Genomic DNA, 20,757 nt, shown 5'->3' on the forward strand with positions numbered 1-20,757 from the left:
CTGGTCAGCGCCGCGTGCGATAATGACACCCGTGGCTGAAAAACCGATGAACGCGAACGTCCTGTCCAACCGCTACGCCTCGCCCGAGATGGCCAGGCTGTGGAGCGCCGAGCACAAGATCGTCCTGGAGCGCCAGCTCTGGGTCGCCGTGATGAAGGCCCAGCAGGGCCTCGGCGTGGACATTCCGGACGAGGCCATCGCGGCCTACGAGAAGGTCCTCGACCGGGTGGACCTGGCCTCGATCGCCGAGCGCGAGAAGGTCACCCGGCACGACGTGAAGGCCCGCATCGAGGAGTTCAACGCGCTCGCCGGCCACGAGCACATCCACAAGGGGATGACCAGCCGCGACCTGACCGAAAACGTCGAGCAGCTGCAGATCGTCCGTGCCCTGGAACTGACGCGCGACAAGGCGATTGCCCTGCTCAAGGCGGTGGGCAACCGTGCGGAGCAGTACAAGTCGCTGGTCATGGCCGGCCGCTCCCACAACGTCGCGGCGCAGGCCACCACCCTGGGCAAGCGCTTCGCCTCCGCGGCGGACGAGATCCTGCTCGCCGTCGAGCGCATTGAGACGCTTCTCAGCGGCTATCCGCTGCGCGGCATCAAGGGCCCGATGGGCACCGCCCAGGACATGCTCGACCTCATGGGCGGCGACGAGGCCAAGCTCCGCGAGCTCGAGAGCCAGATTGCCCGCCACCTCGGCTTCACCCGCACCTTCGACTCGGTGGGCCAGGTCTACCCGCGCAGCCTCGACTTCGACGCCATCTCCGCCCTCGTCCAGCTGGGCGCCGGGCCGTCGTCGCTCGCCACCACCATCCGGCTCATGGCCGGCAACGAGACGGTCACCGAGGGCTTCAAGGAGGGCCAGGTCGGCTCGTCCGCCATGCCCCACAAGATGAACGCGCGCTCCTGCGAGCGCGTCGGCGGCTTCCAGGCCATCCTGCGCGGCTACCTCACCATGGTCGCCGACCTCTCCGGCCAGCAGTGGAACGAGGGCGACGTGTTTTGTTCCGTGGTGCGCCGCGTTGCGCTGCCGGACGCGTTCTTCGCCATCGACGGCCAGCTGGAGACTTTCCTGACGGTGCTGGACGAGTTCGGCGCCTTCCCGGCCATGATCAACCGCGAGCTGGACCGCTACCTGCCGTTCTTGGCCACCACCCGCATCCTCATGGCGGCGGTGCGCGCGGGCGTGGGCCGCGAAACCGCGCACGAGGTGATCAAGGAAAACGCCGTCGCGATGGCGTTGGACATGCGCGAGAACGGTGCGGAGCAGAACCTCATCGAGCGCCTCGCCGGCGACGAGCGCCTGCCGCTGGACCGCGCCGCCCTCGACGCCGCGCTGGCTGACCGCCACGCCTTCATCGGCGCCGCGGAGTCCCAGGTCGACGGCGTGCTCGCGCGCATTCAGACGCTTGTCGACGCCCACCCCGACGCCGCCGCCTACACGCCCGGCGAGATCCTCTAGTCGTCCTCGGTCCACGTGACCGCCTGCGCCGGCTGCGCGGGGTTGCGCGGGCTGGGCAGGGTGTTCAGGCGCACGCCGGTGCCCACGATGCCGGGGTCGCGCTGCCCCTCCCAGGACACCACGGCGGTGGTGTAGGTCTGCCCGATGCGCATGTCGCCGGTGTAGGCGGGCACCTCCTCGCCCCGGTCGAGGCCGCAGTAGCGCTCGTCGCCGACGCCCACGAAGTTCGCGTTCGTGCCGTAGTCGTCCACGGGGGTGAGGGTGGGCAGCTCGACGGAGACGGGGGCGTCGGCCCGCCCGAGAGCGCTGCCGAGGGGCGTGAAGGTGACCGGGAAGCAGAAGAACTGCTTGACGCGCTCGGGCGGGGCGTCGCCAATGCTCTGCGGGTCCCTGCCGATGTTCTCCTTCACCTGGGCGAGGCTCAGCGTCTCGGGCTCGTGCACCGTGACCTCCCAGTAGACGGGGACGCCGGTGGAGTAGTTGGTGGTGACGATCTTCGCGGGCTCGTCGAAGCTCAGGGTTTCGCCGTCGTCGGTGGGGGTGAAGCCCTCCGGCTGGTTGCGCAGCTCGGTGACGGGCTGATTGTCGGCGGGGTCGACGGAGCCGCACGCCGCCAGGGCGAGCGGCAGCGCGGTGACCAGCGCGGCGGCCAGCGGGCGAGTGGCGGAGGCAAGACGGTGGGGCACGTGCATGGCACTTACTCTAAGCCACCGGACCCGCGGCTCTGCGCAGCGATTTCCCGTCTGGCGTCGCGGGACTACACTTGGGCGTCATGCGTCCAGAGCTCTCTGACTACGACCACCTTTCCGGCGGCAAGGTCCGCGAAATCTACGAGGTGGATGCCGACACCCTGCTGATGGTGGCCACCGACCGGATTTCCGCGTTCGACTTCTCGCTCGACCCGGAGATCCCGGACAAGGGTCGGGTGCTCACGGCCACGTCGATGTTCTTCTTCGACCTGCTGTCCGACGTCCCGAACCACCTCGCGGGCCCGATCGACGACGAGCGCATCCCCGAGGAGGTCCTCGGACGGGCGCAGGTGGTCAAGCGCCTGGAGATGGTCGCGTTCGAGTGCGTTGCGCGCGGCTACCTCACCGGCTCGGGCAAGAAGGAGTACGACAAGACGGGCGCGGTGTGCGGCGTCGAGCTGCCGGCCGGGCTGGCCGAGGCCTCGAAGCTGCCCGAGCCCATCTTCACCCCCGCCACGAAGGCGGAGCAGGGCGACCACGACGAGAACGTCTCGTTTTCCTACATGGCCAACAAGTTGGGCACCGAGCTCGCGGAGAAGCTTCGCGACGCCACCCTGCGCGTCTACTCCCGCGCCGCCGACTACGCCGAGACCCGCGGCATCATCCTGGCGGACACCAAGCTGGAGTTCGGCCTCGATGAAAACGGCGAGCTCGTCCTCGCGGACGAGGTGCTCACCCCGGACTCATCGCGCTACTGGCCGGCCGACTCCTACGAGGAGGGCCGGGTGCAGCCCAGCTTTGACAAGCAGTACGTCCGCAACTGGCTCACCGGCCCGAAGTCGGGCTGGGACCCGGCGAGCGGCCTGCAGCCGCCGGAGCTGCCGGGCTCCGTCGTGGAGGCCACCCGCGATCGCTACGTGGAGGCCTACGAGCGCCTGAGCGGCAAGAAGTTCGGCGACTGGCCGGGGGTCATGGCCTAACGGCCCGGCGCGTAAACTCGGCTGGCATGACTGATCAGCCGAGCCTCAACGCCCCGCGGGCGCCGAAACACCCGGTCACCCGCTCCTTCCATGGCAGGGAATTCGTGGACGACTACGAGTGGCTGCGCGACAAAGAGTCCCCTGAGACCATCGCTTATCTCGAGGCGGAGAACGCCTGGACCGAGCAGCGGACGGAGGGCTTCGCGCCGCTGACGGAGGCCGTCTACGGCGAGATCAAGTCGCGCATCAAGGAGACGGACATGTCCGTCCCGCAGCGCCAGGGCGACTGGTGGTACTACGCCCGCATGATCGAGGGCAAGAACTACGGCCTGAGCTGCCGGGTCGCCGCAGATCCCGCGCATCCGTGGACCCCGCCGACGGTTCCCGAGGACGGCTCGGCCCTGCCCGGCGAAGAGGTTCTGCTCGACCTCAACGAGCTCGCCGAGGGCCACGACTTCTTCTCCCTCGGGGCCTCCAGCGTCACCACCTCGGGCCGCCTGCTCGCCTACTCCTGCGACACGGCGGGCGACGAGCGCTTCACGCTGCGCGTCAAGGACCTCACCACCGGCGAGCTTCTCGACGACACGCTTGACGACGTCTTCTACGGCGCCACCTGGGCCGGCGAGACGCACCTCTTCTACACCCGCGTCGACGACGCCTGGCGCCCCCACCAGGTGTGGCGCCACACCCTCGGCACGCCCACCGAGCAGGACGTGCTGGTCTACGGGGAAACCGACGAGCGCTACAACGTCTCCGTGGGCGGCGACCGGTCCGACAAGTTCCTCTACATCGTCTCCGGCTCGAAGCTGACCAGCGAGTGGCGGGTGCTGCCGCTGGAGACCCCAGAGGCGGAGTTCGAGCTCCTCTGGCCCCGCGAGCAGGGCGTGGAGTACGACGTCGACTTCGCGGAGGTCGGCGGCCGCGGCGTGTGGGTGGTCACGCACAACGCGACCGGCCCGAACTTCGAGGTGGGCATGTGCGGTGTGGGCGAGGGCGGGCGCGTGTCCCTGCGCGAGCTCGAGGTACTCAAGGCCCACGACGACACCGTGCGCATCGAGGGCGTGGACACCTACCGCGACTTCTGGTTCTGCGCCTACCGCTCCGGCGGGATCAGCAGGGTCGCGGTGGCCGAGGTGGGCGACGGCGGCGTCTCAGATTTCCGGGAGCTGGAGTTCGACGAGGAGCTCTACACCGTCGGCCTCGGCGGCAACCCGGAGTGGGACGCGCCGGTGGTGCGCCTGAGCTACTCCTCCTACACGCAGCCGACGCAGCTGTTCGACTACACCGTGGCCACCCGGGAACTCACCCTGCTCAAGGAGCAGGAGGTCCTCGGGGGCTACGAGCCGGGCGACTACGTGGCCACCCGCATGTGGGCCACCGCCGCCGACGGCACCCGCGTGCCCATGTCCGTGGTGCGCCGGGCCGATCTGGACCTGAGCACCCCGCACCCGGCGCTGCTCTACGGTTACGGCTCCTACGAGGCGTCGATGGACCCGGGCTTCTCGGTCGCCCGGCTGTCCCTGCTCGACCGCGGGATGGTGTGGGTGTGCGCCCACGTGCGCGGCGGCGGGGAGATGGGCCGCGCGTGGTACGACCACGGCAAGGGTCTGGAGAAGGTCAACACCTTCACAGACTTCATCGCCTGCGCCGACGCGCTCGTGGCCGAGGGCATCACCACCCACGGCCAGCTCGTCGCCGAGGGCGGCTCCGCCGGCGGCCTGCTCATGGGCGCGGTGGCCAACCTGGCGCCCGAGAAGTTCGCGGGTATCCAGGCGATCGTGCCGTTCGTCGACCCGCTGACAAGCATCCTCATGCCCGAGCTGCCCCTGACCGTGACCGAGTGGGAGGAATGGGGCGACCCCTACCACGACCCCGAGGTCTACGACTACATAGCGTGCTACGCGCCCTACGAGAACGTCGAGGCCAAGGCGTACCCCGACATCCTGGCCGTAACCAGCCTGAACGACACGCGCGTGCTCTACGTCGAGCCCGCCAAGTGGGTGGCCAAGCTGCGCGAGAAGGCGACGGGGGGCGAGATCCTGCTCAAGACGGAAATGCAGGCCGGGCACGGCGGGGTGTCGGGCCGCTACGCCCGGTGGAAGCAGACCGCCTTCGAGTACGCCTGGGTGCTAGTACATAGCGGGGCCGCCCAAGAGTGACGTTGGACACGTTGCGGCACCAATTGCTGTAAAAGGCATCTGGATTGCGTCAAGGGGGCGTAAAACTTGTCTAGTTTTACGCCCCCTTTCTCAAGCGAGGTACCCATGTCCAACCCGATCTCCTACGCGGGAGCGGCCCAAACCCCGATGATCGCGGAGCCGAAGCGCCGCCGCGACAACACCCACTGGCTCTACATCGCCGTCATCATCGCCGTCGTCGCCGGCGTCGCGCTCGGCCTTCTCGCCCCCGGTTTCGCCGTGAAGCTCAAGCCGATCGGTGACAGCTTCGTCTCTCTGATCAAGATGATCATCCCCGCGGTGATCTTCTGCACGATCGTCCTCGGCGTGGGCTCGGTGCGCTCGGCGGCGACCGTGGGCAAGACCGGCGGCCTGGCCCTGATCTACTTCGTCGTAATGTCCACCCTGGCGCTCGCCGTGGGCCTGCTGGTGGGCAACCTCATCAAGCCGGGCAGCGGCCTGGACGTCGGGGCGAGCACGGACGCCGGTCAGAAGTATGCGCAGCAGGCCGCCGAAGCGCCGCAGGGCATCGTGGGCTTCCTGCAGAGCATCATCCCGGACACCTTCTTCTCCGCCTTCACCTCGGGCTCCGTCCTCCAGGTGCTGCTCATCGGCCTCCTGGTCGGTTTCGCGGTGCAGTCGATGGGCAAGCAGGGCGAACCGATCCTCACGTTCGTCGCGCACCTGCAGAAGCTCGCTTTCAAGATCCTCGGGTGGATCCTCTGGCTCGCCCCCATCGGCGCGTTTTGCGCCATCGCCGCCGTGGTGGGCAAGACGGGTATCCAGGCCGTCGTGCAGATGATCGTGCTCATGGGCGCGTTCTACCTCACCTGCTTCATCTTCGTCTTCGGCATCCTCGGGCTCATCCTCTTCGCCGTCGCGCGCGTCAACGTCTTCTCCCTGTTCAAGTACCTCGGCCGGGAGTTCCTCCTCATCCTCGCCACCTCCTCCTCCGAGTCGGCGCTGCCGAACCTCATGCGCAAGATGGAGCACCTGGGCGTGGACAAGTCCACCGTCGGCATCGTCGTGCCCACCGGCTACTCCTTCAACCTCGACGGCACCGCGATCTACCTCACCATGGCCTCGATCTTCATCGCCGATTCCATGGGCATGCCGATGAGCATGAACGAGCAGATCTCGTTGCTCGTGTTCATGATCATCGCCTCCAAGGGTGCCGCCGGGGTCACGGGGGCAGGCTTGGCGACGCTCGCCGCCGGCCTCCAGGCATTCCGCCCCGACCTGCTCTCCGGCGTCGGCGTCATCGTCGGCATCGACCGTTTCATGTCCGAGGCGCGCGCCCTGACCAACTTCGCCGGCAACTCCATCGCGACCCTGGTCGTCGGCACGTGGACGGGGACCGTCGACAAGCAGCAGGTCAACCGCGTGCTCTCGGGCGAGGACCCCTACGTGGCGACCGAGATCGACTCGCACGTGGACATGTCCAACCCCTCGGTGGACAACCCCGCAACGGACCACCTGCAGCCCACCCCGCAGGTCGATCTGTCCGCCTACCAGGGCACTGACGGGCGCAACCCGTCTTCGCCGGGCGGCTCCGGCTCGACTGTGCGATAATCCCCCGTATGCCCGGCCACGTCCTCGTCTCGGTGTCCTCCATTTTCGACGCCACCCGCGATGACGTGGCCGTTTTGGTTTCCGACCTCGACCGCAACGGCATCCCCGTCTCCCTACTCGTCGCCCCGCACATCGACAAGAAGTGGCACCTCGCGAAGGACAAGGAGACGCGCCGCTGGCTCGACGAGCAGCGAAAGGCCGGGCGCGCGCTCATCCTCAACGGCTTCGACCAGCCCGCCCAGGGGCGCCGCTCCGAGTTCGCCACCCTCGGCGCCCACGAGGCGCGGCTGCGCCTGAAGGGGGCCACGCGCCAGATGAAGTCGCTCGGCTACGAGTTCGACATCTTCGCCCCGCCCCGCTGGCAGCTCTCCGAGGGCACCCTCGACGTCGTGGGCGACTTCGGGTTCGAGCTGGTCGCCTCCACGAAGGGGCTGCATCTGGTCGAAACGGGCGAGTTCCACCGGTGCCGCAACCTCTCCGTCGGCGAGGGCTTCGGCGCGGCGAAGTGGTGGCGCCGCAACATCATCCGCGCCGCCGAGCGCGGTGCGGCGAAGGGCAACACCATCCGACTGTCCGTCTCCGGCCGCGAGCTGGGACAGAAGAAGGTGCGCCGCGACTTCCTGGACGCCGCGGTCGGCGCCGCGGAGCAGGGCGCGCAGCCCGCCGACTACCGCGCCTTCCTTCCGGGCCGGTAGAGCGCGCCCGGCGGCGCTACGCTGGGCGCCATGACGGACAACATCAGGAACATCCCGCTCACGCTCAACGACGGCACCGAGACCACCCTCAACGAGATCGCCGGCGACAACGCCGTCCTTCTGGTCAACACGGCCTCGCAGTGCGGACTGACCCCGCAGTACGAGGGGCTGCAGAACCTGCAGGACACCTACGGCCAGCGCGGGCTGACCGTGGTGGGGGCGCCGTGCAACCAGTTCAAGGGCCAGGAACCGGGCTCCGACGAGGAGATCCGCGACTTCGTCTGCACCCGCTTCAACGCGACCTTCCCCCTGCTGTCCAAGCTGGAGGTCAACGGCCCCGGCGCGCACCCGCTGTACAAGGAGCTGACCAAGGTCGCCGACTCCGCCGGGGAGGCCGGGGACGTCGCGTGGAACTTCGAGAAGTTCCTCATCACCCCCTCCGGCGCGGTGGCCGCCCGCATCCGCCCGCGGACGGAGCCGCAGGAGCCCGAGGTCACAGCGGCTATCGACGCCACCCTCGCCACCTCCTGAGCCGCGGGCGCCGCCCGCGGCCCTAGCCGCGGCTCAGCAGGCCCTGGAGCGCTCCGGCGATGCCGGGGAAGGCGCTCGAGGCGGCGGCCACGACGCCGGCGATGACGGCGAGGAGCGCGGCGAGGATCCCGAGGGGCGAGACGGACGAGCCGGAGGAGCCCCCGGGCGTGACCGTGCCGCCGGGGTTGTCGGCCTTCTTCAGGTCGAAGCCGACCTTGACCGGGTCGTGGTCCGAGGAGCGGAACGGGTTGCCGTAGCCGTAGAGCGGGTCCGCGCCGTCGCCGAAGAAGTCGTGGGCGTTGTAGTTGCGGCGCGAGTACTCGAAGGCGGCGGACTCGTCGCCGTTGATGTTCCACACCGCGGAGTCTCGCACCATCCCCCGGGCGGCGGCGTTGGCCAGGACGTGGTCGAGGGAGCCGAGCTCGCCGCCGAACTGGTAGGAGGCCTGGTCGAAATCCTTCTCGGTGTGGACGATGCCGAAGCCGCCCTGCTCCAGCGCGGCCATGGAGTCCTCGCGGGTGTAGGAGTTGAAGTCGCCGACGAGGAAGGTGGGCAGCTGCGCCCAGTCGGACTGCTCGCCGAGGTGGGTGAGCAGCGCCTTCGCCTGCGCGACGCGCAGGTTCGCGTTGTTGCCCTGGCCGTCGCCCGTGTCGGCGTCGCCGAGGGCCACCGAGCCCTTGGACTTGAAGTGGTTGACCACCGCGACGAAGTCGTCGCCGCCGGCGGTCGGCTCGAAGGCCTGGGCCAGCGGCTGGCGGGCGGTGCCGGTGTAGGCGCCGTCGTCGAAGATGCGGGACTCGCCCACCGGCGTGACCGTGGCCGGGTTGTAGATGAAGGCCACGCGGATCACGTCCTCGCTGCCCGGCAGCGTCGCGGGGGAGGCGACGTAGGCCCAGCGCTGTTCGCCAGCTGCGGCGTTGAGGGCGTCGACAAGCGAGCTCAGGGCCTCGTCGCGCTTGGCCACGTCCCCCGTCACCGTCGCCGTGTTCTCGATCTCGGACAGGCCGAGCACGTCGGTGTCGAGGCGGTTGATTGCGGTGACGATCTTCGCCTGCTGGTCCGCCAACGCCTCTTTCGAGTAGGCGCCGCGCACCGTGCAGTCGTCGGTGCCCACCGGCGCGCCGTTCATGTCGGTGAAGGCCTTGCAGCCGGCCTCCTCCTCGCCAAGCGAGGTGAAGTAGTTGAGCACGTTGAAGAAGCCGATGGAGTAGTCGCCGGCCACGCCCGCGGGCACGTCCAGGCTGGCCGCGCGGGAGTCCTCCCACGTGATCGGCAGCTCCGCGGCCGTGTTCTTGCCGGTGATCGGCTCGAGGGGCTGGAAGCGCCAGCGGTCGAAGGAGTAGTCCACGACAACGTCGGTCTGGAAGTCGACGGCGTCGCCCGTGCGGATCGCCTTGACCCCCTGGTCCGAGGTGAGCAGGTACGGCAGCGGGGTCGACTTGTCGGTGCGGAAGTAGTTGCGGGTGCGGCCGTCGTCGAGGTAGACCACCTCCGCGTCGTTCTTCGCGGCGAGCGCCTGCGCCTCCGCGCCGGGCGCGACGACGTCGGTCGGGGTGCGGTGGGCGAGGGGGCCGGGGGCGAGGCCGAGGTCGCCGGTGGTGTTCAGCGAGTAGTTGTCGGTCACCGTGTAGGCGCCGGTGGGGCGCACGAGCATGCCCTCGTAGGGCTCGCGGGCCTCGCCGCCGGCGGGCAGGGCCTCGATCTCCAGCGCGACGGGCGTCTCCAGCGGGGCGTCCAGCTCGGTCACGCCCGCCGCGGCGATCTGGGTCTGGTTGTAGTACTCGCCGACAGTGCCGGTGACGCGCACCGACGCGCCGCGCTGCGGATAGTCCGTGCGGGACCCCATGTAGACGAAGATGGCGTCAGAGGCCGCGCCCGCCTGCTTGCCGCTGCCCGCTGTCTGCAGGAAGAAGCCGTTCTTGCCGCCCTCGTCGTACACGGCGGTGACCACGCCCTCGGCAGTGACGGTCGTGTCCACCAGGGGCGAGGCCGCGCCGGTGCCCTGGATCTCGGCGATCGGGGTCACGGCCGTTTCACCCGGAAGCTCGGGACCACCCGGATCACCCGGCGTTTCGGAGCCGGAGGAAGCCTCGGGGGTCGGGGCCGCCGGGGCGAAGTCGGTGGCGTTGTTGTCCGTGTCGGCGCCGGAGGCGTCGCGCTGGATCGAGGTGGCGTTGGAGGTGCCCGGGGCGGGGGCGGTCTCGGAGCGCACGGCGGTGCCCCACCCGACGAGGTCGACGGGGGCGCCCGAGGCGTCGAAAAGCGCGGCGATGGCCGCCTTGGCGCCGAAGTCGAAGTCGGCAGACTGGTCCGGCGTGGGCAGCGCGGCGCTCGGGGTGGCGCCCGCCTTGCCCGCGATGAGGAAGTGGGATCCGGCCGGCACCACGCCGGAGAGCGTGACGGCCCTGCCCAGACCGTCGTTGGCCGAGCGCTGCTCCAGGCGCCACCCGGTGACGTCGACATCCGCGGAGGTCGGGTTGTAGAGCTCGACGAAGTCGTTGGAGTACACGGAGCCGGAGTTGCCGCCTCCGCCGTAGACCTCGGAGACGACGATCTGCGAACCGTCGGGTGCGGCGGAGGCAGGGCCGGTGACGACGGTGACGGTGCCGGCGGCGAGCGCGATGGCGAGCGCGGCGGGCACGGAGGGACGGAAGGCGCGTGGGCAGCGGGGTGTGCGTGGCATGGGGAACCCTTCGGCGGAAACATGGACGGGTGACAGGGGAGCCCGAGCTCCCCGGGACACGCTAGATCGGGGGAGGCGGGCGTGCCCGCTTCGTTGCAAAGAATTCACGTCCGGTTCACCCTGCCACGACGCGGCGCGCCGGGGGCCGCCGAGCGGGGGGTTGAACCGGAAGAAAATAGGGGAGTACCTGCCCCTCCTATATACTGAGCGCTGTCTTTGACCCCCTTTGACTCCTAACCAGAGCCTAACCAGAGAAGGACTCTCATGGCACGTGTCGTTGTAAATGTCATGCCCAAGGCAGAAATCCTCGACCCCCAAGGCCAGGCGGTGCAGCGCGCCCTCGGCCGCATCGGCGTGAGCGGCGTCGAGGACGTCCGCCAGGGCAAACGATTCGAGATCGAGGTCGACGACACCGTCACCGACGAGGAGCTCGAGCGCGTCGCCGCGACGCTGCTCGCCAACACCGTCATCGAGGACTACGAGGTGGTTCGAGAGGTCATTCGATGACCGCAACCATCGGAGTAATCACCTTCCCGGGCACGCTTGACGACGTCGACGCCTTACGCGCCGTCCGCCTCGCGGGCGCGCAGCCGAAGCAGCTCTGGCACGCTGACGACGACCTGACCGGCGTCGACGCCGTCGTCGTCCCCGGCGGCTTCTCCTACGGCGACTACCTGCGCTCCGGGGCCATCGCGGCCCAGGCACGCATGACGAAGGCCGTCGTCGAGGCCGCCGGCCGCGGTATGCCCGTGCTGGGCATCTGCAACGGCTTCCAGATCCTCACCGAGGCCGGCCTGCTGCCCGGGGCGCTCACCCGCAACCAGGGCCTGAACTTCCACTGCGTGGACACCTACCTCGAGGTGGCCAACGCCGAGACCGCCTGGACAAACCAGTTCGAGGAAGGCTCGCGCATCCTCGTTCCCGCCAAGCACGGTGAGGGCCGCTTCCAGGCCGCCCCGGAAACCATCGAGGAGCTGGAGAAGGAAGGCCGGGTCGTCTTCCGCTACACCGACAACTTCAATGGCTCAGTCAACGCCATCGCGGGCGTGACCAACGAGACCGGCCGCGTCGTCGGCCTCATGCCGCACCCCGAGCACGCCATCGAGGTGCTCACCGGCCCGTCCACCGACGGGCTCGGCCTGTTCCTGTCCGCCATCTCTTCGATCGGAGCCTAGAGACGTGTCCGAAAAAGTGACTGTGCACAACGACACCGTTGACAACGCCAAGGCCACCCCGGACCAGGCGCAGCCCTACGCCGAGCTCGGCCTGAAGGACGACGAGTACCAGAAGATCAGGGACATCCTCGGGCGCCGCCCGACGGACGCGGAGCTGACCGTGTACTCCGTCATGTGGTCCGAGCACTGCTCCTACAAGTCCTCCAAGGTGCACCTGCGCTACTTCGGCGAGACGATGACCGAGGAGATGGCCTCCAAGATCCTCGCCGGCATCGGCGAAAACGCGGGCGTGGTGGACATCGGGGGCGGCGACGCCGTGACCTTCCGCGTGGAAAGCCACAACCACCCCTCCTTCGTCGAGCCCTACCAGGGCGCGGCCACCGGTGTCGGCGGCATCGTCCGGGACATCATGGCGATGGGCGCCCGCCCGATCGCGGTGATGGACCAGCTGCGCTTCGGCCCGGCCGACGCCGAGGACACCAAGCGCGTCCTGCCCGGCGTGGTGCACGGCATCGGCGGCTACGGCAACTCCCTCGGCCTGCCCAACATCGGCGGCGAGACGGTCTTCGACGCCGCCTACGCGGGCAACCCGCTGGTCAATGCCCTGTGCGTGGGCACCCTCAAGGTGGAGGACCTGAAGCTCGCCTTCGCCTCCGGCACCGGCAACAAGGTCGTCCTGTTCGGCTCCCGCACGGGCCTCGACGGCATCGGCGGTGTCTCCGTGCTCGGCTCGGCCACCTTCGAGGAGGGCGAGGAGCGCAAGCTCCCCGCCGTCCAGGTCGGCGACCCCTTCGCTGAGAAGGTCCTCATCGAGTGCTGCCTCGAGCTCTACGCCGCGGGCGTGGTCGTGGGCATCCAGGACCTCGGCGGCGGCGGGCTGGCCTGCGCCACCTCCGAGCTCGCGGCCGCCGGCGACGGCGGTATGCGCGTCGACCTCGACGCCGTGCCCCTGCGCGCGGAGAACATGTCCGCGGCGGAGATCCTCGCCTCCGAGTCCCAGGAGCGCATGTGCGCCGTGGTCACCCCGGACAACGTGGACCGCTTCATGGAGATCTGCGCCAAGTGGGACGTCAACGCCGCCGTGATCGGCGAGGTCACCGACGAGAAGGACCGCTACGTCGTCTACCACAACGGCGAGCTCGTCCTCGACGCGCCGCCCTCCAGCATCGACGAGGGCCCCGTCTACGAGCGCCCCTTCGCCCGCCCGGAGTGGCAGGACGAGCTGCAGCAGGAAACTCCGGTCGAGCGGCCGGCGGACCTGAAGCAGGCCCTGTTCGACATGGTGTCCTCCCCGGCGCTGTGCTCCCGTGACTTCATCACCGAGCAGTACGACCGCTACGTCCGCGGTAACACCGTCAAGGCGAAGTACTCCGACGCCGGTGTCCTGCGCATCAACGAGGAGAATAACCGCGGCGTCGCCATCTCAGCCGACGCCTCCGGCCGCTACACCAAGCTGGACCCGCGCACCGGTGCCCGCCTGGCCCTGGCCGAGGCCTACCGCAACGTCGCCGTCACCGGCGCCCGCCCGGTGGCCGTGACCAACTGCCTCAACTTCGGTTCCCCGGAGAACCCGGACGTCATGTGGCAGTTCCGTGAGGCCGTCCACGGCCTGGCCGACGGTGCCAAGGAGCTGGGTATCCCGGTCTCCGGCGGCAACGTCTCCTTCTACAACCAGACCGGCGACACCCCGATCCTGCCGACCCCGGTCGTCGGTGTCCTCGGCGTCGTCGAGGACGTCCACGACGCCATCGGCCACGACCTCGGCTCCGTCTCCGAGCCGGAGGTGCTCGTCCTCCTGGGCGAGACCCGTGACGAGTTCGGCGGCTCCATCTGGCAGCAGATCACCGGCGGCGGCCTCAGCGGCCTGCCCCCGCAGGTCGACCTCGCCGACGAGGAGCGCCTGGCGGACTTCTTCGTGGGCAACAACCTGGTCACCGCCGCGCACGACCTCTCCGAGGGTGGCCTGGCACAGGCTGTCGCCGAGATGGCGTTCCGTTACGACGGCGGCGTCTCCCTCGACCTCGCCGGTGTCCACGAGGACGAGTTCGTGGCGCTGTTCTCCGAGTCCGCATCCCGCGTGCTGGTGGCCACCACCGCCGACCGCGTCGACGGGGTGCTCGAGCGTGCCGCGGAGTTCGGTGTCCCGGCCGTCCGCATCGGTGAGACCACCGAGGGCCGCGAGCTGACCTTCGGCGACACCACCGTCAACATCGACGAGCTCAAGGACGCCTGGAAGGCCACCCTGCCGGACCTCTTCGGTCACGCTGTGGGTGCCAACTCCGTCGTCGAGTAGCCCGCCTCCCGCGACAGCCCCCGCCCCGGCGGGGGCTGTCGCGCGTGTAGGCTGGGCCCATGACCCATCATCACCTGGGCCCGGGTGAGGTGCTCGAGATCGGCGAGCAGGCCGGTCCGATGCTTATCGACGCCCGCGGTACCCCCGAGGAGCCCGCCGTCATCCGGCCCGTCGTCGACCGGGCCGCACTGCGCGGGGAGGGCACCGTCCTCGTGCTGCGAAACCCGCGGCACGTGGAGGTCCGCGACCTCGATATTTCCGCCACCGACGCCGGCGAGGGGGTGCTCGTGTGGGTGACGGAAACCGGGTGCCGGGGTGTGCGCCTGCACGGGCTGAGTGTGCACGGTGCGCGCAACGGCATCGCCGTCGGTTCCGAGGTCCCGGGCGGGATCCGCAACGTGGAGATCAGCCACTGCCTGGTCACCGGGTGCCTGCTCCAGGGGATACTCACCTATGGGCCCGACGCCCCCGACCACGGGCTGGCCGACGTCCGCGTCCACCACTGTCAGGTGGAGGGCACCCGCGGTGACCCGACGCTGACCGACCACCACTCCGGCTCCGGCATTGTCCTCGGCTCGGTGCTCGGCGGGGAGGTTGCCGACTGCCTGGCCCGTGGCAACGGTGCCGGGTGCCGGGCCAGCGAAGGACCGGAGGGGATCTTCCTCCACGACTGCACCCACGTCGCCATCCGCCGCTGCGTGGCCAGCGACAACCGGACGGGCGGTCCCGCCGACGGCGGTGGACTGGGTATCGACCTGCGGTGCGCCGACTGCCTCATCGAGGACTGCACCGCCACCGGCAACGACGGTGCCGGCATCCTGCTGTGGAACCTGCCCGGCCTGCGCAGCGGACGGGCGGAGGTGCGCGGCAACCACCTGGCAGACAATGCCCGGCGCACGCGGTGGCACGGGGAGATCACCGTGGCGCCGTCGATAGGCGAGGTCGTGGTGCGTGGCAATCGGCTGCACCCGGCCCCGGGGCAGGAGGGGATTGTCGCCGGAAGGGGGATGTCGGGGCTGAGCGTGGTTGATAATCTCATCAGTGAACAGCCTTCGGATGCGGTGTATCACGTCCGGATGCACGCCCACCCCTGACCGGAAGGCCTGCCGATGACCCGTTGCCGTCCCGCCGCGAGTGCCGTCCTCCTGCTGGCCTTCGCCACAGCGGGGTGCAGCACGCCCGCGGACCCCGGCCCGGCCACCTACTACGTCTCTGCGGACGGGGACGACACCGCCTCCGGTCGCAGCCCGGACGAGGCCTGGGCCAGCCTCGCGCGGGTCACCGACCACGACCTTGCCCCCGGAGAGACGGTGGTGCTCGGCGGGGAGCGGCCGCTGACGGGCAGCCTGCGCATCACCAGCGACGATGCCGGCGCCCCGGAGTCCCCCGTCCGCATCACCGCCGAGGAGTCCTTCCCCGGCATCATCGGCGAGGGGCAGGCCGGGGTGGACATCGTCGACACCTCCGGCGTCGAGGTCAGCGGCGTGCGCATCACCGCCGCGGACCCGATGGCCGGGACGAATGGTGTGCTTGTCACCGTCAGCCCGGGTGGTGGCGCGCAGGCGGGGATCACCCTGCGCGAACTGCGTATCGACGACACCTACCAGGGCATCGCCGTCGGTACCGCGGAGGCGGGGGGCACCATCTCCGACGTGACGATCGACCAGGTGCACGTCACCGGCGCGGTGCGCAACGGAATCCTCACATACGGTCCCGCGGCACCCGACGTCGGGCTGCGTGACCTGCGCATCCTGGATTCGGTGGTGACCGGCACCCGCGGGCTGACCGAGGAGGAGACGAACACAGGCAGTGGTATCATCGCCGGCTCCGTCGAGGGGGCCCTGCTGGAGGGCAACACCGCGGCCCACAACGGCGCGGAATCCGACGCTCCCGAGGGGCCCATCGGCATCTGGACCCACGATTCCCGCGACGTCACCATCCGCGACAACATCGCCCACAACAACCGCACCCGTTGGACCGACGGCGGTGGTTTCGGGGTGGACATCTCCAGCACAGACGTCCTCGTGGAACGCAACCTCTCCCACGACAACGACGGTGCCGGTTACCTCCTCTACACCCGCGCGGGTGCGCTGCCCTCCGGGCGGGTGACATTCCGCTACAACGCCTCCGTCCACGATGTCCGGCAGGCGCATTTCCCCGCCTCCTTCGCCATCCTCGGGGGCCTCGACACCGCCGATCCGGGGGTGCGGGTCCACGACGTGCATGTCCACCACAACACCGTCATCACCGCCGGCCAGCCGGGGACGACGGCGCTGCTGCTCATGGGGACGGTGGTGGACGCCCGCATCCACCACAACCTCCTCGACGCCCGCGCCGTCGACACCCCGGTCCTGCGCGTCATGTCTGTCGACATGCAGGGCACCTCCGAGTTCCGGAGGAACCAGCTCCTGTCCACCGGCGGGTTGCTCGAGCTGGACGGGAAGGTGGTGTTCGAGGAGACCGCTCTGGGGGAGGTCTTCCGGGAGAGTGCCGGCAACGTCACCGCATGGTCGGAGTTCGTGGACCCCGGTGACCTGCCGCGGGGGCTGCGCGTCATCGACCCGCAGACCGCTCCGGCGGTGGAGGGGGCCGGCGGGGAACAGGATCTGCTGGGCACCGCGGTCGACGCCGGTAATGAGGTGATCGGCGCCGTCAGCGGGTGAGGTCGAAGCGCCAGGTGTCGGCGCACATGTCGGCCACGGTGAACTCCGGCTCCCACCCCCAGGCCGCCCGCACCCGGGCGGTGTCCGCCACCAGGGAGGACACGTCCCCCTCCCGCCGTCCGACGATACGGTGGGGGATCTCCCGACCGGAGGCCACCTCCATGGCGCGCAGCAGCTCGCGGACGCTGGTTCCCACCCCGGTGCCGATGTTGAACACCTGCGCGGCCCCGGCCCGCAGATGCTCCAGCGCGAGGACGTGCACCCGGGCCACGTCGACGACGTGGAGGTAATCGCGGATGCATGTGCCGTCCGGGGTGGGCCAGTCGTCGCCGAAGATCTCCAGGTCGGGCTGACGCCCGGCGGCGACGTCGACAAGCCAGGGCATGATGTTGCGCGGCCGGCCTTTCCCGGCCTCGCCGAGGAGACCGCTCGGGTGCGCGCCGATGGGGTTGAAGTAGCGCAGGGCCACCGTCGCCCACGACGGGTCGGCGGTGACCAGACGCTCGAGCATGTGCTCGCCGGTGAGCTTGGTGAAGGCGTAGGGGTTGGCCGGGGCGACGGGGGATTCCTCGTGCAGCGGGGTGGGGTCGCTCTCCCCGTGGACGGAACAGGAGGAGGAGAACACCAGGTGATGGATCCCGGCGTCGTGCAGCGCGGCGAGCAGTGTGGTGGTGCCGCCGATGTTGATGTCGAGGTAGGTGGCGGGAATTTCGACGGACTCACCGACCGCCTTCTTCGCCGCGAAGTGGATGGCCGCACCCGGCTGATGCCGGGCGAGAACGGCGTCGAGAAACGCGCGGTCCCGGATGTCACCGATCTCGAGGATCGGTGTGGCACCGCCGAGTTCGGTGACGGCCGGCAGGACGTCCGCGCTGCTGTTGGACAGGTCGTCGACGATGACGACCGGGGTGCCGCGGCGCAGCAGCTCGACGACGGTGTGGGAACCGATGTACCCGGTTCCTCCCGTGACCAGCACAGGGCGGGTCAGAAGGTCCATGTGTAACCTCCGAAGAAGACGAGGGTGAACAGTGCGCTCGCCGCGAGCGACAGCACGAGCATGAGCACACCGACGAGCAGCGGCCCCCCGACCGCGGCCCAGCGTGCGCGCCGGGTGCCCACCCCACGGGGCAGTTCCCGCAGGTGCAGCCAGGGGACGAGGAAGGAGACGATGCCGTAGGTCAGCGCCCCGAGGAGCGTGAGCCCGGCGTAACCGATCGAGCGATCGGCGAGAGTGCCCCAGACCCCCACGGCCGTCATCGCCACGGTCAGCAGGTGATAGGGGACCATGACGGTGAGCGAGATCGGCTGCAGACCGGTGTCCCCCTTGGGGGTCACCCGGAACTGCACCGGACGGTTCGTCAGCACCTGCCGCACCCCCGCCAGCGCGCCCTGCACGAGGTAGGGCCAGCGCACCAGCTGAAACAGCCCTGACTCCCAGTTAACGAGGGGGATGTCGTTGGGACGCAGGAGCCCCGCCCGCCGCAGCACCCACGTCATGCCGATGAGCGGCAGGGTGACCAGGAAGGTCAGGCCCAGGAACACGAGGAAGTTCATGGTCATCCACTGCTGGTCGAGGATCACCGCCAGGGGGGCGATGAAAAACCCCGCCGCTGCCATGATCCCCACCAGGGAGGAGAACAGCAGCGCGTAGGTGAAGCGGAAGCGCAGCCGTGGGGAGAACACCGGGAGTGTGCGCCGCACCAGACCGAGGAAGAGGACCAAGAGGGAGCGGGTCCACTGGAACTCCTGGGTGATCATCGCGGCGAAGGTGGGTGGGCCCTGCCCGCGGGCGAGCGCGTCGACGGCGAAGACACCGTCGCTGCCGGTGAGGCGGATGACGTAGGAGGTGGAGAAATCCTCCGCCAGCTCGGGGCCCAGCCCGCCGGCCCGGGCCAGGGCACTGGTGCGCACGGCGTAGTGCGAGCCGATGCAGGTCGGCGTGAGACCGCCGTTGTGGGAGAGCTGGAAGGGCCCGTGGATGTGGGCTTCGGCGTACAGGCGGCCCCGCCCCGACCAGGACTCGGCCCGGTTGAGGTCGCAGATGCTGGGGGCCGCGACGTAACCGACCCGCGGATCGGAGAAGGGCCGCAGGATGGCCTCGAGGTAGTCGGGGGAGGGGACGTGGTCGCAGTCGAACTGGGCGACGATGTCGTAGTCAGCGTAGCCGTGGGTGTCGTAGAACCATGCCAGGTTGCCCTCCTTGCAGCGGGTTCGACGGGGCCATTCGCTGCGGTGGTACGCCTCGACCCCCTGGCGGGTGGAGACCCGGACCCCGTGATCGGTGCACCAGGCGAGGATCTCCTCGGTCGGGGCCTCGTCGGCGAGCCACGCATCGTAGGGGAGGGCGGTGTCCTGCGATAGGATGGCCTCCAGTGTGGGGCGGACCTCGGAGAAAGGCTCGCTCGGGGCGCGGGTGGTGATCATGGCGACGCGGAGGTCGGGAAGCGGGAGATCCCGGCGGACCCGGCGCAGACCGCGCAACCGGAAGACGAAGCCGGCGGGGATGAGCAGCATGAACCACACGACGACGGAGTTGAACACCAGCCCCACCGGCGTACCGACGTGGGCGGGCTGGAACCACCACACGCCGAAGACGATGAGCAGGACCCACCACAGGACGGCGAACAGGTCGAGGATGCGCTGCTGCAGCGGTGTCACCGCGGGTTCGAAGAGGGTGGGGTCGGCGTGGCGGATGACGCGGTCGACGTGATGGGCCGGGACCGGGCCGCTCGGGTCGATGTCCGCCACCCAGTGATCGCTGAGATTGCGGATTGCGGAGACGAGCTCGCGCCGCTGCTCATCCGCCTCTGCGGCGCGGGTGCGGCGGGTCAGAGGCCCGGGCTTCATGCCGGCTGCTTCGTGGCGCCCAGCGTCCGGCGCTGCCAGTCGATGACGTGCTGCAGTCCCTCCTCCAGTCCGACAACCGGTTCCCACCCCAGAACCTCCTTCGCCCGGGAGATCTGGGGGCGGCGGCGGGCCGGGTCATCCGCCGGCAGGGGTTCATGGACGATGGGCGATTCCGAGCCGGTGAGCGCACGGATGTAGTGCGCCATCTGCAGGATGGTGTGTTCCTGCGGGTTGCCCAGGTTGACGGGGCCGGGATGGTCGGAGGTACCCATGAGCCACAGGCCGCGTACCAGGTCGCTGACGTAGCAGAAGCTGCGTGTCTGGGAACCGTCGCCGAAGACGGTGAGGGGCTCCCCGGTGAGGGCCTGGCGGATGAAACCGGAGATGACCCGGCCGTCGTACGGGTGCATGCGGGGGCCGTACGTGTTGAAGATCCGCACGATACCCGAGTTGAGGCCCTCCTCCAGGCGCAGAGCGGTGAGAAGTGCCTCGCCGTAGCGCTTGCCCTCGTCGTAGCAGCTGCGTTCGCCGACGGGGTTGACGTTGCCCCAGTCGGTCTCCACCTGCGGGTGGTGCAGCGGGTCGCCGTACACTTCGCTTGTCGACGCCTGGACCAGGCGGGCTCCCGTGTCGAGTGCCAGGCGGGCGGCGTGGTGCACGCCGAGGGAGTTGATGAGCAGGCACTCCACCCGACGGCGGGAGTACACCGGCGGGGAGGCCGGGGAGGCCAGGTTGAAGACGATGTCCACCGGCCCGTCGACCTGCAGCGGGTGCCGGACGTCGCACTCCCGGAAGGTGAAGCCCGGGTGGGAGAGCAGATGGGCGATGTTCGCGCGGGACCCGGTGATGAGGGCGTCCAGGACGAGCACCTCGTGATCCTGCTGGAGAATGAGATCGGACAGATGGCTGCCGAGGAACCCGGCACCTCCGGTGATGACGCATCGCATGGTCCTTAGAACCTTCCTGATAAACGCTGTCAGCTGCCTGCTT

At 69.5% G+C, this 20,757-nt stretch carries 16 protein-coding genes; 11 read left to right on the forward strand and 5 right to left on the reverse strand.

The genetic code is table 11. The annotated features are described in order from the left end of the window. Nucleotides 1-22: 22 nt before the first annotated feature. The gene (gene purB / locus DYZ02_RS08600; RefSeq protein ID WP_425451014.1) at nt 23-1,462 is read left to right on the forward strand and encodes an adenylosuccinate lyase; all 1,440 of its coding nucleotides are present in this window, start codon (nt 23-25) and stop codon (nt 1,460-1,462) included. Here purB and DYZ02_RS08605 read toward each other — a convergent pair. Continuing rightward, on the reverse strand, nt 1,459-2,154 hold the full coding sequence (locus tag DYZ02_RS08605; protein WP_115685874.1) for a hypothetical protein: 696 nt from the start codon (nt 2,152-2,154) through the stop codon (nt 1,459-1,461). The genes purB and DYZ02_RS08605 overlap by 4 nt on opposite strands. Nucleotides 2,155-2,234: 80 nt before the next feature. Here DYZ02_RS08605 and DYZ02_RS08610 point away from each other — a divergent pair, with 80 nt between their 5' ends. From DYZ02_RS08610 to DYZ02_RS08630, 5 genes are all read left to right on the forward strand, one after another. Then, the gene (locus DYZ02_RS08610; RefSeq protein ID WP_115686441.1) at nt 2,235-3,131 is read left to right on the forward strand and encodes a phosphoribosylaminoimidazolesuccinocarboxamide synthase; all 897 of its coding nucleotides are present in this window, start codon (nt 2,235-2,237) and stop codon (nt 3,129-3,131) included. A 26-nt stretch (nt 3,132-3,157) separates the two neighbouring features. Further along, nucleotides 3,158-5,290 (forward strand): S9 family peptidase, encoded by a 2,133-nt coding sequence (locus tag DYZ02_RS08615; protein WP_115685875.1) that lies wholly within the window; start codon nt 3,158-3,160, stop codon nt 5,288-5,290. 105 nt (nt 5,291-5,395) lie between these two features. Next, nucleotides 5,396-6,880, forward strand: a complete 1,485-nt coding sequence (locus DYZ02_RS08620; protein ID WP_115685876.1) for a cation:dicarboxylate symporter family transporter — start codon at nt 5,396-5,398, stop codon at nt 6,878-6,880. An 8-nt stretch (nt 6,881-6,888) separates the two neighbouring features. Then, nucleotides 6,889-7,575 (forward strand): DUF2334 domain-containing protein, encoded by a 687-nt coding sequence (locus DYZ02_RS08625; RefSeq protein WP_115685877.1) that lies wholly within the window; start codon nt 6,889-6,891, stop codon nt 7,573-7,575. A 30-nt stretch (nt 7,576-7,605) separates the two neighbouring features. Next, complete coding sequence (locus DYZ02_RS08630) at nt 7,606-8,106, forward strand: glutathione peroxidase (RefSeq protein ID WP_115685878.1); 501 nt, start codon at nt 7,606-7,608, stop codon at nt 8,104-8,106. A gap of 22 nt (nt 8,107-8,128) precedes the next feature. Here DYZ02_RS08630 and DYZ02_RS08635 read toward each other — a convergent pair whose 3' ends face one another. Next, on the reverse strand, nt 8,129-10,789 hold the full coding sequence (locus DYZ02_RS08635) for an ExeM/NucH family extracellular endonuclease (protein WP_115685879.1): 2,661 nt from the start codon (nt 10,787-10,789) through the stop codon (nt 8,129-8,131). 264 nt (nt 10,790-11,053) lie between these two features. On the opposite strand from DYZ02_RS08635, the gene purS reads away from it, so the two are divergent. Genes purS through DYZ02_RS08660 form a run of 5 tightly spaced genes read left to right on the forward strand, consistent with a single transcriptional unit; the run spans nt 11,054 to nt 16,920 of the window. Beyond that, nucleotides 11,054-11,296, forward strand: coding sequence for a phosphoribosylformylglycinamidine synthase subunit PurS (gene purS, locus DYZ02_RS08640; protein WP_115685880.1), 243 nt, complete (start codon nt 11,054-11,056; stop codon nt 11,294-11,296). Beyond that, nucleotides 11,293-11,964: a phosphoribosylformylglycinamidine synthase subunit PurQ gene (gene purQ / locus DYZ02_RS08645; protein WP_115685881.1), complete on the forward strand. Its 672-nt coding sequence runs from the start codon at nt 11,293-11,295 to the stop codon at nt 11,962-11,964. The genes purS and purQ overlap by 4 nt, the downstream gene beginning before the upstream one ends. A 16-nt stretch (nt 11,965-11,980) precedes the next feature. Further along, complete coding sequence (gene purL, locus DYZ02_RS08650; RefSeq protein WP_115686442.1) at nt 11,981-14,257, forward strand: phosphoribosylformylglycinamidine synthase subunit PurL; 2,277 nt, start codon at nt 11,981-11,983, stop codon at nt 14,255-14,257. Nucleotides 14,258-14,316: 59 nt separating this feature from the next. Continuing rightward, nucleotides 14,317-15,351, forward strand: a complete 1,035-nt coding sequence (locus DYZ02_RS08655; RefSeq protein ID WP_115685882.1) for a right-handed parallel beta-helix repeat-containing protein — start codon at nt 14,317-14,319, stop codon at nt 15,349-15,351. A gap of 15 nt (nt 15,352-15,366) precedes the next feature. Next, on the forward strand, nt 15,367-16,920 hold the full coding sequence (locus DYZ02_RS08660; RefSeq protein WP_115685883.1) for a right-handed parallel beta-helix repeat-containing protein: 1,554 nt from the start codon (nt 15,367-15,369) through the stop codon (nt 16,918-16,920). Here DYZ02_RS08660 and galE read toward each other — a convergent pair. The 3 genes from galE to DYZ02_RS08675 are packed head-to-tail and all read right to left on the reverse strand — an operon-like array spanning nt 16,910 to nt 20,714. After that, nucleotides 16,910-17,917 carry a UDP-glucose 4-epimerase GalE gene (galE, locus tag DYZ02_RS08665; protein WP_115685884.1) on the reverse strand — a complete coding sequence of 336 codons (1,008 nt, stop codon included), beginning with the start codon at nt 17,915-17,917 and terminating at the stop codon, nt 16,910-16,912. The two genes, DYZ02_RS08660 and galE, sit on opposite strands and share 11 nt — an antisense overlap. Next, nucleotides 17,905-19,767, reverse strand: a complete 1,863-nt coding sequence (locus tag DYZ02_RS08670) for a glycosyltransferase family 2 protein (protein ID WP_115685885.1) — start codon at nt 19,765-19,767, stop codon at nt 17,905-17,907. The genes galE and DYZ02_RS08670 overlap by 13 nt, the downstream gene beginning before the upstream one ends. Beyond that, a complete protein-coding gene (locus DYZ02_RS08675) occupies nt 19,764-20,714 on the reverse strand; it encodes an NAD-dependent epimerase/dehydratase family protein (protein ID WP_115685886.1) in 951 nt (316 codons plus the stop codon). The genes DYZ02_RS08670 and DYZ02_RS08675 overlap by 4 nt, the downstream gene beginning before the upstream one ends. Between the last annotated feature and the right edge of the window lie 43 nt (nt 20,715-20,757).

Origin of the sequence: Corynebacterium senegalense (genome assembly GCF_900411315.1) — a bacterium.
GTDB classification, from domain to species: Bacteria; Actinomycetota; Actinomycetes; order Mycobacteriales; family Mycobacteriaceae; genus Corynebacterium; species Corynebacterium senegalense.

Bases quoted from the DNA above. Each gene is read 5' to 3' on its own strand.
- purB (WP_425451014.1), top strand. From the start codon at position 23: ATGACACCCGTGGCTGAAAAACCGATGAACGCGAACGTCCTGTCCAAC.
- DYZ02_RS08670 (WP_115685885.1), bottom strand. From the start codon at position 19,767: ATGAAGCCCGGGCCTCTGACCCGCCGCACCCGCGCCGCAGAGGCGGAT.
- galE (WP_115685884.1), bottom strand. From the start codon at position 17,917: ATGGACCTTCTGACCCGCCCTGTGCTGGTCACGGGAGGAACCGGGTAC.
- purQ (WP_115685881.1), top strand. From the start codon at position 11,293: ATGACCGCAACCATCGGAGTAATCACCTTCCCGGGCACGCTTGACGAC.
- DYZ02_RS08660 (WP_115685883.1), top strand. From the start codon at position 15,367: ATGACCCGTTGCCGTCCCGCCGCGAGTGCCGTCCTCCTGCTGGCCTTC.
- DYZ02_RS08655 (WP_115685882.1), top strand. From the start codon at position 14,317: ATGACCCATCATCACCTGGGCCCGGGTGAGGTGCTCGAGATCGGCGAG.
- DYZ02_RS08630 (WP_115685878.1), top strand. From the start codon at position 7,606: ATGACGGACAACATCAGGAACATCCCGCTCACGCTCAACGACGGCACC.
- DYZ02_RS08635 (WP_115685879.1), bottom strand. From the start codon at position 10,789: ATGCCACGCACACCCCGCTGCCCACGCGCCTTCCGTCCCTCCGTGCCC.
- DYZ02_RS08625 (WP_115685877.1), top strand. From the start codon at position 6,889: ATGCCCGGCCACGTCCTCGTCTCGGTGTCCTCCATTTTCGACGCCACC.
- DYZ02_RS08605 (WP_115685874.1), bottom strand. From the start codon at position 2,154: ATGCACGTGCCCCACCGTCTTGCCTCCGCCACTCGCCCGCTGGCCGCC.
- DYZ02_RS08620 (WP_115685876.1), top strand. From the start codon at position 5,396: ATGTCCAACCCGATCTCCTACGCGGGAGCGGCCCAAACCCCGATGATC.
- DYZ02_RS08615 (WP_115685875.1), top strand. From the start codon at position 3,158: ATGACTGATCAGCCGAGCCTCAACGCCCCGCGGGCGCCGAAACACCCG.
- DYZ02_RS08610 (WP_115686441.1), top strand. From the start codon at position 2,235: ATGCGTCCAGAGCTCTCTGACTACGACCACCTTTCCGGCGGCAAGGTC.
- DYZ02_RS08675 (WP_115685886.1), bottom strand. From the start codon at position 20,714: ATGCGATGCGTCATCACCGGAGGTGCCGGGTTCCTCGGCAGCCATCTG.
- purS (WP_115685880.1), top strand. From the start codon at position 11,054: ATGGCACGTGTCGTTGTAAATGTCATGCCCAAGGCAGAAATCCTCGAC.